Annotated in this window: 7 protein-coding genes and 1 pseudogene; 6 read left to right on the plus strand and 2 right to left on the minus strand. The window is 58.2% G+C overall.

Annotation, left to right across the window (positions count from 1 at the left end; all coding sequences use genetic code 11):
* Window positions 1–330: 330 nt before the first annotated feature.
* Window positions 331–2,058, plus strand: coding sequence for an ATP-dependent helicase (locus AC3FMM_RS16230; protein ID WP_488686954.1), 1,728 nt, complete (start codon window positions 331–333; stop codon window positions 2,056–2,058).
* A 95-nt stretch (window positions 2,059–2,153) separates the two neighbouring features.
* Here AC3FMM_RS16230 and AC3FMM_RS16235 read toward each other — a convergent pair whose 3' ends face one another.
* Window positions 2,154–3,563, minus strand: a complete 1,410-nt coding sequence (locus tag AC3FMM_RS16235) for a replication initiation protein (protein WP_488686955.1) — start codon at window positions 3,561–3,563, stop codon at window positions 2,154–2,156.
* Window positions 3,564–4,835: 1,272 nt separating this feature from the next.
* On the opposite strand from AC3FMM_RS16235, the gene AC3FMM_RS16240 reads away from it, so the two are divergent.
* On the plus strand, window positions 4,836–6,047 hold the full coding sequence (locus AC3FMM_RS16240; protein ID WP_488687156.1) for a ParA family protein: 1,212 nt from the start codon (window positions 4,836–4,838) through the stop codon (window positions 6,045–6,047).
* Window positions 6,044–7,015: a ParB/RepB/Spo0J family partition protein gene (locus tag AC3FMM_RS16245; protein ID WP_488686956.1), complete on the plus strand. Its 972-nt coding sequence runs from the start codon at window positions 6,044–6,046 to the stop codon at window positions 7,013–7,015. Before AC3FMM_RS16240 ends, AC3FMM_RS16245 begins: the two co-directional genes overlap by 4 nt.
* 1,774 nt (window positions 7,016–8,789) lie before the next feature.
* On the opposite strand, the gene AC3FMM_RS16250 is transcribed toward AC3FMM_RS16245, so the two are convergent.
* The gene (locus AC3FMM_RS16250; RefSeq protein ID WP_488686957.1) at window positions 8,790–9,602 is read right to left on the minus strand and encodes a tyrosine-type recombinase/integrase; all 813 of its coding nucleotides are present in this window, start codon (window positions 9,600–9,602) and stop codon (window positions 8,790–8,792) included.
* 1,284 nt (window positions 9,603–10,886) lie between these two features.
* Between AC3FMM_RS16250 and AC3FMM_RS16255 the strand changes: the two genes are divergently transcribed.
* The 3 genes and pseudogenes from AC3FMM_RS16255 to AC3FMM_RS16265 all read left to right on the plus strand — a co-directional run.
* On the plus strand, window positions 10,887–11,141 hold the full coding sequence (locus AC3FMM_RS16255) for an AbrB/MazE/SpoVT family DNA-binding domain-containing protein (protein WP_488687157.1): 255 nt from the start codon (window positions 10,887–10,889) through the stop codon (window positions 11,139–11,141).
* Window positions 11,141–11,503 carry a type II toxin-antitoxin system PemK/MazF family toxin gene (locus AC3FMM_RS16260; protein ID WP_488686958.1) on the plus strand — a complete coding sequence of 121 codons (363 nt, stop codon included), beginning with the start codon at window positions 11,141–11,143 and terminating at the stop codon, window positions 11,501–11,503. The genes AC3FMM_RS16255 and AC3FMM_RS16260 overlap by 1 nt, the downstream gene beginning before the upstream one ends.
* Before the next feature lie 1,084 nt (window positions 11,504–12,587).
* Window positions 12,588–14,168, plus strand: a pseudogene (locus AC3FMM_RS16265) (ATP-binding protein); the annotation flags it as partial.
* Window positions 14,169–14,823 lie beyond the last annotated feature (655 nt).

Consider the following 14,823-nt stretch of genomic DNA (forward strand, 5'->3'; position numbering starts at 1 on the left):
TCCTGCTGGGGGGCAATGGCACTCGGATCGCTCAAGGCCAATTGCATCGAACAATCTGCGGTGTCTTTCAGTCGCTGCATCTGGCACGAAGTGGCACTTGCTACCTTAATCTGGGAAATACCCTGACTTGGACGACTCAAGTGCCATTGATTGTCAGCAGTTTGGATGGATCCTCTGCCCGGAACTGGCACTTGATGGTACTTGCTGCCACTTGGGTCAACTTGATTCCCGTCGGGGGGACAAAGTCCGACAAGGTGGGACCGGCTGCCGAGTGCAATCGAGTCAATAGTTGTTGAAACCACGTGCCACTTACTGCCACAACGAATCGCCATGTCGCTCAACAAGGTATTGGAAGGACTAAACCCCGCCCAACGTGAGGTGGTCGACATGCGCCAGCACTGCGTCGCGGTCGCCGTGCCGGGCGCTGGAAAAACGGCGACGATTGCGGCAAAGGCAGCGGTACTCCTCGCCAACCCAGGCGTCACGGTCGGTGCGGTAACGTTTAGCAAGGATGCGGCGATTGAATTGCGTGACCGTATCCTCGCGCTAGCCGGCGCCGATGCCAAGAAGCGACTGCTCGCCGGCACCTTCCATTCGCTGGCCTATAAGCAACTCGGGAAAGGGGCCGGCAAGCTGGCCGATATCGTTCACGACGGCGTTCGGTTCGCTATCGTCGGGCAGATCCTGGAGGAAGGCGGATTCGATTGGAAGGTCGAGGACGCCATCGCCGCGATTGAGCGCGCCAAGATGCAACTATCCGATCCGCCTCCAGGAACGGTGGAGGCTCAATTGTATGACGCCTACCAGTGTGCCCTGGCTCGGAACGGCAAAATCGACTTTCAAGACATGCTGCGGTTGGCTGTAGCTGGGATGCAAAGCGGAACAGTCGCGCCCTACCGTGTGACGCACATGCTTGTCGATGAGTACCAGGATTGCGACGGCTTGCAATCACGCTGGACAGCGCTCCACGCAGCTGCGGGTTCGATCCTGACGGTGGTCGGGGACGACGATCAATCGATCTACGGATTTCGAAGCGCACTCGGATTTCGAGGCATGGAAGCGTTCATCAAAGAGTTCGACGCGCGGTCCGTCATCCTCGGGAAGAACTACCGCTCACATGCCGAGATTCTAAGGATTGCGGATCGTGTCATTCGAAACAACAAAGATCGTATCCTGAAGGAGCTGGTAGCCCATCGCGGGCCAGGCGGCGCCATCGAGTTCAAGCGTATGGAGGACGAGTACAAGGAAGCGGTTTCAGCCATTGAGGCGTTGACACCGGTTCTGCAGGCCGGCAAAACGGCCGCCGTGCTGGCGCGGACGAACCGCATTCTCGATCCATTGGAGGCTGTCTGTCGCTCGCAGGGTGTCAAGTATTACCGCGCTGCCGGCCGCTCGATCCTTGATCGACCGGAAGCCGCATTGATGGGGGAGCTACTGGAGCTGATCCAGAGGTGCAAGGACTCTGGCGTCGACGCGCTGCTAGGTTTCGCGGGAGTTGGCTCGCACGAGCTTCACCTTCTACACACGCAGACTGCGGCGAAGCCGGAGGGGCCGATTCCAAGAAAGAAGGACCTGGTGCAGGCTGGCATCGCAGAATCAACCGCCGACACGTATCGGGACTTTCTGAAGAGACTGGCGGAATGGCAAGCGCTCTGTGAACGACAGTTCTTTTCGCTCGTTCTCGATGGCGTCCGAGAATGGATGCTCAAATTTGTGGTGGAAGACCCAGGCAAGCGCGCTATCAATACTACGTATGACGTCCTGACGCGCCTGAACGGGCCATTCTCGGAACGCCTTCTGTTTCTGCGCCGAAAGAATAACGAACCGACCGACGACGCATTAGTGCTCACGACAATGCATGCATCCAAGGGACGTGAATGGACGGCGGTTGTTGTAATCCGGGCGGAGGAAACTTTGATACCTGACGAAGCAAGTTCGGAAAGTGAAGAGCGTCGACTGTTCTACGTTGCCGTCACACGTGCTCGCGACTGGCTGCGGATTTCTACGGCAAAGAAGAACCCCACGTCCCGATTTGTTATTGAAGCCGGGTTGACCTAGTTCTAAGGATCCGTTAGTTGACAGTGTTTGATATCTAAGGCTTTCATCTGCTGCCGAGCCGAGCAGAATTCGTACTCGCTGATGCTAAACGCGAATCAGGCCACAGCAGATGTCGCTTTGGATTTGATGCGCCCAAACACAAATTGTCCTAAGTACCAAGCCAAATCTGTATTGGCCAAGATGACCCTTTCATCCACGGATGAGACCTCCAGTTTCATCCGCCGCAGCACGAGTTTACTCTCCCTCGAAGTAAGCCACGCACGGACGAGTTCCTGGCGTACTTTCGCGTCCGATGCAGCGAAGTATTCCCGGCCTTGCCGAGATTCCTCATTCATGCGAGCGCGGGTCTCGTCCTCACGTGATGCCACGCTGCGCTCCACGCTTGTTTTGGCGGCAATCTTCGCGGTTTCCTTCTGTTCTTCCTCGACGAGCAGCTTGGTCTGTACCTGAACCATCGTCCGTTCGGCCTCTGACATGCGCCAGTTGTCGCGCAAGGCCTTCATCAAATAGCCAGCGGGGCTCTTTTTTATCTGACCGCGGTTGAGTTTGAATCGCGTGTACTCGATCGCCTGCAAGATGCGATCATCGTTCCACGTCTCACGGTTCTCGGAGATCTCGCCGAACTGTCGCGTGGAGAGGTTGAACTCTTCCTTTAATATCTTATAAATCTGACTAGCATCGGATAGGCTCGCCATGACGGCGTCCGCTGTGTCCTTCCGTTTGAGGATGAAGCGAATCCTGTCGACCTTCTTGGAGGAAGTTGATTCCGTCTTAGTCTCATAGGACAGCTCTATATCCGAGATCTCATTGATCTCGCGAACGGCGGGCTCCAGCCAGTCACGCTTGAAGTACTTGAAGATGGTCGCATTCGCGCCCATTTTCCCCGGCCATGTCCGCATCTCATCGAGCTTGATCCAATCAGTACGCCCGTTGGGCACACTTGGCAGTACCTTGTCATAGATAGCGCGCGCAAGACTGCGGGTAAAAGCCGTTGAGATGCGAAGGCTCAGCCAGTGAGACTTGCGGGGGTCTCGAATGTGTGGGATCAAGCTGTGATGCACATCGAAACGGACTCGGCCACGATGCATTGCAACCATGCCGATCAGCTGGACCTGGACCCAGATATCGTTCTCATCAGGCTCTCGGTCTGATGGTGTATTGGTTACCCTTACCTTAGCGTTCTGCGCTTCATCTGCGATGGTTCGAAGATGCTTCAGGTTACGGCTGTCATAACGCATCAACCACTTGAAGTAGTTCAGCTCGACATCGTATTGGTCCAAGATCTCGGGCTCTTGTGCAACGATGAAGTACGCGGCATCCAGGAATCGTCGAGCGGCTAACCCCATGTTGACAATTTCTGTGAAGAAATTGTTGCGCTGATATCCGATTTCGCGGTTGGCCTCATTGATGGGCAACCCGAGGTCAAACATGTCTTCGAACAATGCCAGCGCCATTTGGCGAGGCGTCGTTCTCGCTTTGACCTCCACCGGACTGTCCGTCGCCATACTCGTCTTCCCGCTCGTTTTATGCTTCGGCGACTCTAGCATGTGATGGTGAGGTCCTGTCAACACAACAAACCTCACCATCGCGGTGATCCTTCGCGCTCTCCGCTCACTTTGCAGCGCCGCGCACAATCGACCTCACTCGACGCACAACGAACCTCACCAGTCTCCGTTACGAGGGTGATCCGAGCCGCGGACGTGCCTGGGCAAAACGGACTTGTCCACATGTGCCGCACAATAGATCTCACCTTCGGGGTGGTCGCACAATGAGCCTCACCTTTCCGTGGAATAAACCTCACTTGGGCGACACAGTAAACCGCACCTTGGCAGCACAGAGAACCTCACCATGGACACAGTCGACCTCACCTTTGAAGGGTTAAGTATTTGAAATCAAAGGGTTTCGTGGCCCTCTGTTTGTTGGTTAGGATGTTTACTAAAAAAAATCAAACAAACAGCGCTTGCAGTCGGGAAGTGATCAACTAGCCAACGAACCACTGCTGTCGATACCGGTATTGCACTTCTCCGCCGCTTTTGATTTCCACACGGCCTTCACGGATGCGGATCGCCGGGAGTCTTGCACGGGCCGTGCTCAGGTTTGTGCAGGAGATGAAGGTGAGGTTTCTTGTGCTGATTTTTACTGCGGACCCGTAGACCTCACCGTGCCAGCAAAGGGGCCTTACCGATATGGGATGGTGAGGTCCATTGTGCATCAGTGAAGAGGTCCACGCTGATGCACTTTCGTCGATCGGAGGATTGCGTTTGTTGTGACGCGATGATGCCTCCAGCGTCCACGGATGCTGCAAAGCAACACAAAAGGGATCTCGACGTCGCAACATTTGCCTCGGATCTTTGCTTACTGGGTTGTACAAAGGTGAGGTCGGTTGTGCAAAGGTGCTTAGAAGATGCCCTTCTCCCATGCTAGACGGGCGCCCGGCTTGAACGGAGAGGAACGAAGGTGAGGTCCATTGTGCTGGTATTGTCCAACGCACTTCGCCAGTTCTGCCGAATTGCACAAGCGACCTCACCTTGCCAGTGGTGGACGGCGAATGACGCGACTCAAGGTGAGGTCGTTTGTGCCCGCTTTGGGAGTCTCCAAGATTTCGAAGGGGTTGCCCTGGTCCTGAAGTGGGCTCCAAGACGTACGGGTTCTGCCTAAAATTTAGGCAGAACTGTGGTTTTCAAAGAAACTTTGGTTCAAAAACAGAGATTTATCAGCCATTGCTCAAGCGTTTCATGTATTCTGAGCTTTATCGAATTATTTGGATAAACCTCAGAATGGTGAAAACAAGTCAACTTCCAGCAGTCGACCGAACTGTACCGCTAGAGCAGATATCCCAGTTCGCGGAAAAGGTCACCATTTTTACGGACGAACTTCGCGAGACGATCCTTGCACCGCGCCCGCGAAAAACTGCACCAATTTTCAAGACGGGGGAAATTGCAGACTTGTGCAACATCTCCCACTCGCAAGTTCAGTATCTCGCGACCAAGGGAGACGGCGAATTGCCACCGGGAAAGGCTGCGGGTACTGGGCGTACCAGAACCTTCACGCTCGAGGAAGCGCGTATCTGGGTGCAGAAGGTGTCCGACATTTACCAGACGCCGTTGGTCACGGGCACGCGAGAGCCGGAAGGAAAAATCATTATTACCGCCCAGCTAAAGGGCGGTTCAGCAAAGACGACCACGACTATGTGCCTGGCTCAGGGCCTGACATTGCGTGGTAGAAAAGTCTTGGTTGTCGACCTGGATCCTCAGGCCTCGCTGTCGGAACTGTGCGGCTTGTATGCCGAGAAGGACGTGACGCCAGAAGATACGGTCTTGCCATATATCTATGACCAGCAAATCGAGGGGGGACTGCAGCGTAGCATCCAGTCAACCTATTGGGATGGCCTTGACCTGATCCCTGCGCACACCGAACTGATTGGGGCAGAGTTCCACCTGCCCGCAATGCAGAAAATCAAGCCGGGCTTTCGCTTCTGGACGGTACTGAGGGAAGGGTTGGAGCCATTGCGAAAGCACTATGACTATATCCTTATGGATACCTCTCCCTCGCTTTCCTACATGAACCTGAACGCCTTGCTAGCGGCAGATGCGATGGTTATGCCGATGGTTCCTGAGAACCTCGACTTCATCAGCTCGCTGTCCTTCTGGCGCTTGTTTTCAGACGTCTCCAAGAGCTTCATCAAGTATGAAGCAGACAAGAAATACGACTTCGTCTCGCTGCTGCTCTCAAAGGTCGATTATGGGCGGACCTCTTCGGCACCCATTGTGCGTGCTTGGGCGGAGAGCGCTTATGAGAAGTGGCTGCATTCGATCGAAGTGCCGGCGAGTTCGGTGATGAGCACTGGGGCGCTGGCATTCTCGACGGTGTTCGACGTGAGTAGCACACATAGCGCGGCCAAATCGCTGCAGCGCGTGCGTCAGCCGATTATGGACTATTGCCGGTGGTTGGATGAAATCTATGCAGAAAAATGGAGAAGCGCGCAATGAGCAATATGCGAGAACAGCTGCTTGCTAAGACGGCGGGCATCCGCAAGACCTCGGCGATTCAGCAGGACGAAGTCAAGCGTAGCGAGCGAACCCAGACGGCGCCTGGCCTAACGGGAGCGCTTGCTGTTGCGCAACTCCGTGTCCAAGAGTTGGAGGCAGCCGGCGTCGCGTCGCAACTCGCTGTCGCTGACATCGTGCCGAACCCATGGCAGCCCCGGCGCGTTTTTAGTGAAAACAAGCTGTCGGAGCTTGCTGAGTCGATTCGCGAAGTGGGACTCATGCAGCCGATCGTGGTACGACGCGCTGAATCCGGCTACCAAATTGTGGCAGGGGAGCGCCGGTGGCGCGCCCACAAGATGCTTGGGCTCGATACCGTCAAGTCCGTGGTCGTGGAGTGTTCTGATGCGGATATGGCGGTGCTCGCCATGGTCGAGAATATTAGCCGCGACGATCTTTCTGACTATGAAATCGCGCTGTCGGTCCGGCGCACTGAGAAGGAATTTCCGTCCCGCGTGCGGCTTGCGGAGGCACTTGGCTTGTCCAAGAGCGGTCTTTATCGGTTCCTTAGCTTCGCGCAGTTGCCGGATTTCGTTCTACAGGATCTCGACCTTCAACCGCGGCTGCTTGGCGGAAGCGCTGCCGAAGCCATTGTCGCGACGATCAAGAAGTATGGTGAAGCAGGCAAGGATGCAGCGAAGGAGATTTGGCCGCTTGTGGCATCGGGAAAGATGGAGCAAGGGAAAGTAGCCGGCGCGATCAAAGCACTTGCAACCCGGCGCGCGTCGGCGCCAAGTTCCGCGAGTGAGCGCAGCATTGACAAGTTCTTTTCCGGGAGGGAACAGGCTGGCTCCATTACGAAGGACGCTAACGGCTTCACGGTGAAGATAAGAGCTGGGGTTTTGTCCGAGGCCCTGGAGACCCAAATCCGACAGCTCATTAGCGAGTCGTTTCACCCCCAGCCCAAGTAGGCATTCCTGAGAGTTAATCGGCCCGCTTCGAGCGGGCTTTTTTTTGCCCGAGCTCAACGTGGGCGATTAGTGATGACCTTCCCAAGTTAGCACGCTGCTCGGAGCCTTCGCAAGCTGGGACGGGCCGGCGCGGCATACCGCCCCTCTGAGTCAAGACATTCCGGGTGGGACTCGCTGACCTTTCAGCTTGGGACGGTGCCGGAAACGGCTCGCTGATATTCCCAAGTTGGGACAGCGCCTGGCGCGAATCACCGACCTTTTTCGAGTTGGAACACTCGGACATGTGACTCGGCGACTTTCCCAAGTTGGGACGTGTTCGCCACGGGCTGACCGACCTTCCCAAGTTGGGAGGGCTCGCAGCACGGCCCACCGGCTTTCCCAAGTTGGGACGGTACCTGGCGCGGATCGACGACTTTCCCAAGTTGGGACGGCGCCCGGCACGGCCCAACAGCTTCGCCAAGTTGGGACGCGCCGCACGGCTCACCGGCTTTCCCAAGTTGGGACGGTGCCTGGCGCGGCTCGCTGATATTCCCAAGTTGGGACAGCGCCTGGCGCGGATCACCGACCTTTTCGAGTTGGAACACTCCCACATGTGACTCGGCGACTTTCCCAAGTTGGGACGTGTTCGCCACGGCTCGCCGACCTTCCCAAGTTGGGACGGCTCGCAGCATGGCCCACCGGCTTTCCCGACTGGCTGGCGCGGGCCACCGACGGCTGGCGCGAGCGGCTGGCCACGCTGCCGGCATCGGTCTAGCCGCCGATCGAGTAGGGTGAGGGGTTACCCCCTCAGCCCTCTCACACCACCGTACATGCGGTTCCGCATACGGCGGTTCACGAACGAGACTGCAAGCGCCGCTGAGTATCCAGCAGCGAGATCAACCCCATGGCGTCGAAGTAGCCCTTCGGGAAGGCCGCGTTCATGTGGCTTGCCCCGGCATTCCACCATGGGCCTCGCCCATTGCGGGCCGATTGCCACGCGCGATCCTCCGTTAACCCCTGTCGACGCAGCATTAGTTGGGACGAGGCTTGGTGCGGCTCGCCGACCTTCCCAAGTTGGGACGATTTGAAAGTGGGCCTTCGGCTGCTGGTTGACTCGCAAAGTTTGCCACTGACGGCTAAGCGTGGCCTCGTCTGCAAATTGGGGGACAGTCCCGAGAGTCGTCTTTCTAAACGTGAGCTGCGACTACCCACAGAGCACCCAAACCGCTCGACTCGTTGGCGTGAATTGACCGACCAAGGCCTCCTCGTGAAGAACTGCGAGGTACGACCTTTGGCCTGTCAGCTGTCCCAAGTTGGGACACCTTCTCAGCAAAAGCGACTCCTAATTCCCTAAGTGCTTTTCGAACTAGTTTGGGGCCAGCCCAAAACGACAGGCTGCCAAGTTGGAACCAGCGGAAAAGCTTCGCTGTGGCCGCCAGAGCCGAGCGCGTTCTGGCCGGATGTGCAACGAGGTCGTTTGCTACGAGGTGTGCCCCATGAGCCGTTGCGGGACATCGGTGGGCGTCTCATTGGTGACGCGTGCGTTGGCGCAGCCGGGCTCGCTCCGTGTCGGACAAAACTCGCGCGGCTGGCCGACTGTCCCGAGTTGGGCACGGACGAGGCCACACACCACATGCACCTACGCAGGTCAACCTGACCTGGAATTACTGCAGGGGGATTGCCCATCGCGCCGAGCCAAAGAGGTGCCCTTCCACCTGCATCGTCACTACCTTTCGCAGCCGGCCGAACCCGACAGGCAGTCCCAGCGAGGGAATTGCAGGAATAGCTGGCGTCGCTACGCGGTGCCCGGGATCTTGCCGGCCAACGCAAGAGCTACGTCTTCTAGCGCTTCATGGGTGTACCGCCGCGTGGTGTTGATGTCGCGGTGTCGCAAGGCGCGCTGCACGTCGGTTACCGGCACGCCGGCGCGTAGCAGATGAGTGGCATGCGTATGCCGCAGCCAGTGTGTCGACGCACCTCGAAGCCTGGTCGCCTCTTCGCCACGCTCCTCCCGCTCCAGACGGTCGGCCGCATCGGCAAATGCTGCACGCACAATGGCATAGATTCCCTGCCGGGTACGGAGCGGCCGGCTCAACTTTCGCTGGAGCTCGGACGGATCGATCGGCGGCGCTGCGCGTTGGCGCCCTCCCGCAATCGCCGGGATGACAGCCGTGGTGTCAGTAGCGCTAGGCATGGGGGGCAAACCTATCAAGCAGCGAAAGCGTGCCAGTTCGGGCATCGCGTTGTCGCACGGCACCAACTGATCATTGCCACCCTTGGCCTGACGGATACGCACGGTCCAGAACGCATTAGACCGGCCAGGATGGCGTTCGAAATCTGCCCAAGTCAGTGCTGCCACCTCGGAGGCGCGCAGCCCTGTCTGGAACAGCAGGGCAAGAAGGAGGCGGTCGCGTGCCTGGTGAATTTGCGCCCACTGTGTCGGCGCCGGACGTGCTCCAATCGCTTCGAATACCGCTGCGACCTGTTCCAGTTCGAGGAAACGCCGCTGAGAGCCTGGCCCTGTGATAGAGCGCTCTCGTGGCATTGGGGCGAACGGATTAATCCGCAGCGCCCCCACCCCTACCAGCCAGTCGAACAGGCCACCCACGATGACTGCACTCTGGCGTCGCGACGCGTCGGAAAGCGGCCCGCGCAGGGGCCGCCAAGCCGCGCTACCGCGGCGCGCTCGGCCCTTGCTGACCGCATGCACGGGCGGGTCACGCAAGAAGGCAAGGTAGTCGCTGGCATGGGTAACCTGCCAAGTGGCCAGAGGGCGGCCCTCAACGTGCGCATACCAGAGCAGGCGCCGCGCCTCGAGCTCATACTGACTGCAAGTGCTGGCGCGTAGGCCGAGACCCGCGGCGGACTTGGCGTTTAGCCATGCACCCACCAATTCGGAGTCGGAAAGTCCGCTGGGCAAAACGGGGCTTGGCAGTGCGTTCGGCGGGAGCGAAGCCGTATTCATTAGAGGCTGGGCGGGAGGGCAGGGAGACAGTCCGATCTATATTTGCAGGCCGCCGGCGGCGTAGCTGCGGCACAGAACGGGGCCCCGCACCGGGATTCTCGGCCTGTTGTCCATTATGCCATGTTATTTACCATTATTCGGATAATGGTAAGTAATGCGGCAGGTGGACCGGAGCGAGGCACCGAAGCGGCTGGACCCCATCGCGGGGGCGGAGCATCCCCTGGTTGGACGCGGCCGCCGCGGCCAACGCCGCGCTGCGGAACGCATTCGTCGCAAATGGCATCGTGACTCTGGCAGGGATTGACGGCCGTTCTCGCAACCGGATTCGGCGCGGGCCGCCGCAGAGGCTATTAGGCGGCTGGCACACAGTTGAGGGTCGGGGCCAGCCGGTGCTCCGTCGCGACTTCCCGCTGGCTCAGCAGGCCACTTGGCCATGGTAAGTTACTGATTCTTAACAAATTTTGTGGATGCCGCCGCATTACCGGCTAAAAATGTGTAGCAAAATGCAATGCCGATAATTAATACGGAGGCGAGGTCGCTCGCGCATAGTTTCCCCAGACATGGCGGGGTAGGCGGGCCCTTCATTCATCGCTCCGGCTTGTATGGTCGACAGCGGTGAACGCCATTTAGTACTGGCACGTTGTGCCGTGATCCGATGAGGGACCGATGAAAAACATCGACGTCGGCCCCCAGTGGCAACCGCGGCCACTGCACTTTCGTCGCCAGCCGGGCGTCGACGGCTCCGGTACCATATACAGCTTGTGCTGCGCTCGCGGCTTGTTTCGACATGCCGTATGCATTCTGAATACAGACGTGGCCAAGGGCGAAACCGAGCGATGGCGAGCAACGTCGAGGGCGCGAGGTAGATACGCGCTGAAACATGAATCACTCATGTTTATCCTTGTATCAACATTGTTTGGAGGTCTCATGCCAAAAAGCGCAACTCTGACGATTCAAAAGTGGGGCAACAGCTTGGCTGTTCGTATCCCCACTGCGGTGGCTCGCTCTGCACATTTCGCCGAGGGTCAGGAAGTGGAGGTATCTGTCGATGAGATTGGCGTAACTGTTCGACCAGTTGGTCGTCGTGCCCTCACGCTGGCGGAAAAACTTGCTCTGTTTGATCCCATCAAGCACGGCGGCGAAGCCATGTCCGCGCGGAGTGTCGGCGTGGAGGCCATGTAATGGCGGGCAAGCTATGGGCGCCTGAACGACGCGACATTATTTGGATCGACTGCAACCCGCAAGCTGGCCGCGCGATGAAGGATATGCATCCGATGCTTGTTCTTTCACCGCGGCCGTTTAATGAACGGACTAGTATCGTAATTGGCTTGCCGATGACTACGGCAGCCTACAACGAGACCAATCCATTTGCGATCAAGTTTCAGGGACCGAAGGGAAAGGACAGCTACGTCCTGGCCCATCAACCTAAGACGTTTGACTGGCGAGCCAGAAACGCAAGGGCTCACCCTTGGAAGCAAGCGCCCCTGGAAGTTTTTGCTGCCGCTTGCGAGCAGCTAAACCAGATTATCGTTATCGCAGAGTAATTTCCGTGCTTGACCGAACGGCGCGTTGTTTCGGTGAACGCGCCGAGCCGTTGGGTCCGAGCATTTCTGGCCAGGTCCCTTCGTCGCGCGGCGGAACAACTGTCACATCGCCTCGGGTACAGGGGCGCGGTAACTGCGGACAGGACGCGCAGGGGCAATGCTAGGCGGCTCCGACGATCTATCGCGGCACCGGTGCCTGCTCTACGTCCTTTCCAGCCGTCTCGATGATAGCTGGGCCTTTCCGGTGGATGGCGTGCGGCAGGAGATTGCGGTGGGCGGTTCGATGTCTTGTGACGACGCCGATGTGGCCCGGCGCCTCGACGTATGTCTCTTGCGGGCATCGAGCGGTGTAGCCCATTTGCTAGCTTATGCTGCTTGAGGTGCGCGTAGCACTGGACACGCAGAACCTCAAAATCAGACTACGTCAACGAACGCGCTACCTTGGGCAGGCACGAGCAACCCGCATTGTGTGCCAGGATCATGCAGGTAGGGTCCAGGGCCGACAACGCTTACGCAAGAGCCGGCCGATCAATACCGGAGCGGGAAGAAGGCCATCGACCTCAGTCACATTGAGAATGCAGCGCGACCTCGCTCTCTTGAGGTGGTCAGGCCATGGCCTGTTGCTCTGCGCGCATTCGATGACGAAGCGGTTGGCAGTTGGCTCGGTCGCCTGGCCGCAAGGTAACAGATCAGTGTTGACCAATTCTGGCTGGCTGCTATTTCCCCCGATGGACGAGCAGGCACTGTGCCGCCTTGCGATGCTGACTCATATTGGTATGCCAAGGCTTGAAGCACTTCAAACACCTATGGCGTGGGTGTCAGACCGAGATCAGGTCCCATACTGCTTCGACTGCCTGGTTCTGAATCCCGTCGACGTTTTCTCGCCCCGCTGGAAGCGGGATTGGCTGGATCCGCACACGGCTGTCTGCCAAGTCTCTGGCCATAGGTTGAATTCGCTCCCACCATGCACGCTACGCATCTGCCGCAACCTCACCGCGGTGCTCCGTGCGATCAGTAAGCGTCAGCACAAGGGGTAGGAAAAAGCGGTCCATATTGGCGGAAATAGTGACCACCATTGGCGGAAATAACGATCTGCAACAACTACTTCCAGATCACGCCGCGGGATGATGAGCGTTGATATCGCGAGAAGGCTACCGGCAGACTGCTCATTCTGGACCGGGCGCCGGAGGATCAACTGCCTTACTTGCTTTACCTGCTGAGTGCCGTTGAGCTCGGGTCGGCATTGCCGACGATGGATCCCGTCATCAGGCGACAGCGTACCTTCGAGGCGATCGCGCGCTTGCTAGTGCGCGAGAGTCAAAACCAGTCGCTCATGGTCCTGTTCGAGGATCTCCAATGGTTGGATAACGAGACGGAGGCTTTCCTGAATGTGCTTATCGTCGAGGTGCCGCGCGCCAAGATGTTGTTGCTGGTCAACTACCGCCCCGAGTACCGGCATGACTAGGCTCAGCACGCGTGCTACACCCAACTGCAGCTCGAACCGCTCGGGCGGGCGGAGACGCAAGGCTTACTGACCGCGCTGCTGGGTGCAGATCCATCCCTTACGACACTGAAGCAACTGATTTTGCCGAAGACTGAGGGGAGCCCGTTCTTCATGGAGGAAGTTGTCCATACCCTGGCCGAGGAAAACACGTTGTTCGGCCCTCCTCGGAGCTACCGGATCGAGAAGGCGCCAGTGGCACTCCATATTCCGACGACTGTGCAAGGCGTGTTGGCAGCGCGTATCGACCGGCTACCGCTGCCGCAGAAAGAACTGCTTCAGACGCTGGCAATCATTTGCGCGGAGTTTCCTTCCAGTCTGGTGGGGCATGTCACAGGCCAGTCCGAAGCATCGCTTCACCCGTTGCTGGCTGACCTACAGGGCGGTGACTTTATTTATGAGCGCCCGAGCTTTCCTGACGTGGAATACGCGTTCAAGCATGCGCTAACCCAGGAGGTCGCGAGCAATTCCTTGCTCTCGGAACAGCGCAGCGCTCTACACGAGCGTACCGCCCAAGCCATTGAGGCGCTATTTCCCGACCGACTGAGTAAATATTGTAGCGAATTGGCGCACCACTACAGCCGGAGCGGCAATGTGCCGAAGGCAGTCGAATACCTACAGCGGGCCGGAAAGCCGGCGCTCCAGCGTTCGGCCCAGTCCGAGGCGATTTCACATCTCACCGCGGCCCTCGATCTCCTGAAAAGTGTGTCTGAGACTGCCGAACGCAGGCGCGAAGAACTCACGCTTTTGCTGACCCTTGGTCCGGCCTGGATGGCCGCGAGAGGCTATGGGTCACCGGAGGTGGAGGCGGCCTACACCCGAGCACTTGCCCTCAGCGAGCAGGGCGGGGAAAACGCCGCAGCTCTTTTCTGCACAACTCGAGCTGTGGTCCTTTTATCTGTTGCGTTCCGAGCTCAAGACGGCGCAGACGCTGGCCGAGCGGCTGCTTGGCCTCGCTCAGGAGTCGCACGACCCGGAACAGCTTGCGGAGGCGCACCGCCTGCTTGGCTCGACCGTATTCCGCCTGGGCGAACTCCGGCAGGCCCATACCCACATTGAAAAGGCGCTGACGTGTCACTGTCCAGAGCGCCAGTCCTACGGCCATCTGCTGCGCTATGTAAAAATCCTGCTGTTCATATGCGTAGTTCCCTGAGCTGGATGCTCTCGTTTCTGGTGTAGGAAACCGGAATTAGCTGGACTACAGATCAGTTTACTGGACTGGAAATCCGGAATTAGCAGGACTGCTGTGCAACTTTCGCCGCCGTTGAGCATCTGTAGGTCGGTTCGCCTTTGCTCACTGGGCATAGCTCGAGAAGTCGGCGGAGCGGCCGTCAATATGGGACGCCACTCCGTGTCTTCGCCATGCGTTACATCCCTATCCGCGACAAGCATCTCACTATCCTTGTCCGCAACCGCGATGCCAGGGCTCGGGCGGAGCGAGTCTTTGACGTCGAAGATCTCATTCGGGCATGCGTTCCGGATGCCGCCACTTGCGATCCAGGCACTGTGGCCGACGCGATCCGGGAGTGGTTCGATAGTTTCGATTACGGTATTCCGGCATGGCGGCAAAGCTTCTAGTGGCCCGGGGCCATTGCTCACACTGAGCAGCAAGTAACGACTGGAATTCCTCCGCCAGAGCCGTGGGGACCGCACCGTCTGGCCCCAGGCAGGCGTACTGTGATTGCAACGACTCTGCGAGCGGCCTTGCACTCGTATCGCCATAGGGGGAAGGGGCCCATGCCGACACCAAACTCACGCCAAGCTCTTGGCGGTGTTCGTGGTTGACACGAAGGAGATCGGACCGACGACCCCATTCGGC

Source organism: Cupriavidus sp. 207A1 (assembly GCF_057798955.1).

Excerpts from the sequence above, each read along its gene's own strand:
- AC3FMM_RS16255 (WP_488687157.1), top strand. The coding sequence starts at position 10,887 with ATGCCAAAAAGCGCAACTCTGACGATTCAAAAGTGGGGCAACAGCTTG.
- AC3FMM_RS16235 (WP_488686955.1), bottom strand. The coding sequence starts at position 3,563 with ATGGCGACGGACAGTCCGGTGGAGGTCAAAGCGAGAACGACGCCTCGC.
- AC3FMM_RS16240 (WP_488687156.1), top strand. The coding sequence starts at position 4,836 with ATGGTGAAAACAAGTCAACTTCCAGCAGTCGACCGAACTGTACCGCTA.
- AC3FMM_RS16230 (WP_488686954.1), top strand. The coding sequence starts at position 331 with ATGTCGCTCAACAAGGTATTGGAAGGACTAAACCCCGCCCAACGTGAG.
- AC3FMM_RS16245 (WP_488686956.1), top strand. The coding sequence starts at position 6,044 with ATGAGCAATATGCGAGAACAGCTGCTTGCTAAGACGGCGGGCATCCGC.
- AC3FMM_RS16260 (WP_488686958.1), top strand. The coding sequence starts at position 11,141 with ATGGCGGGCAAGCTATGGGCGCCTGAACGACGCGACATTATTTGGATC.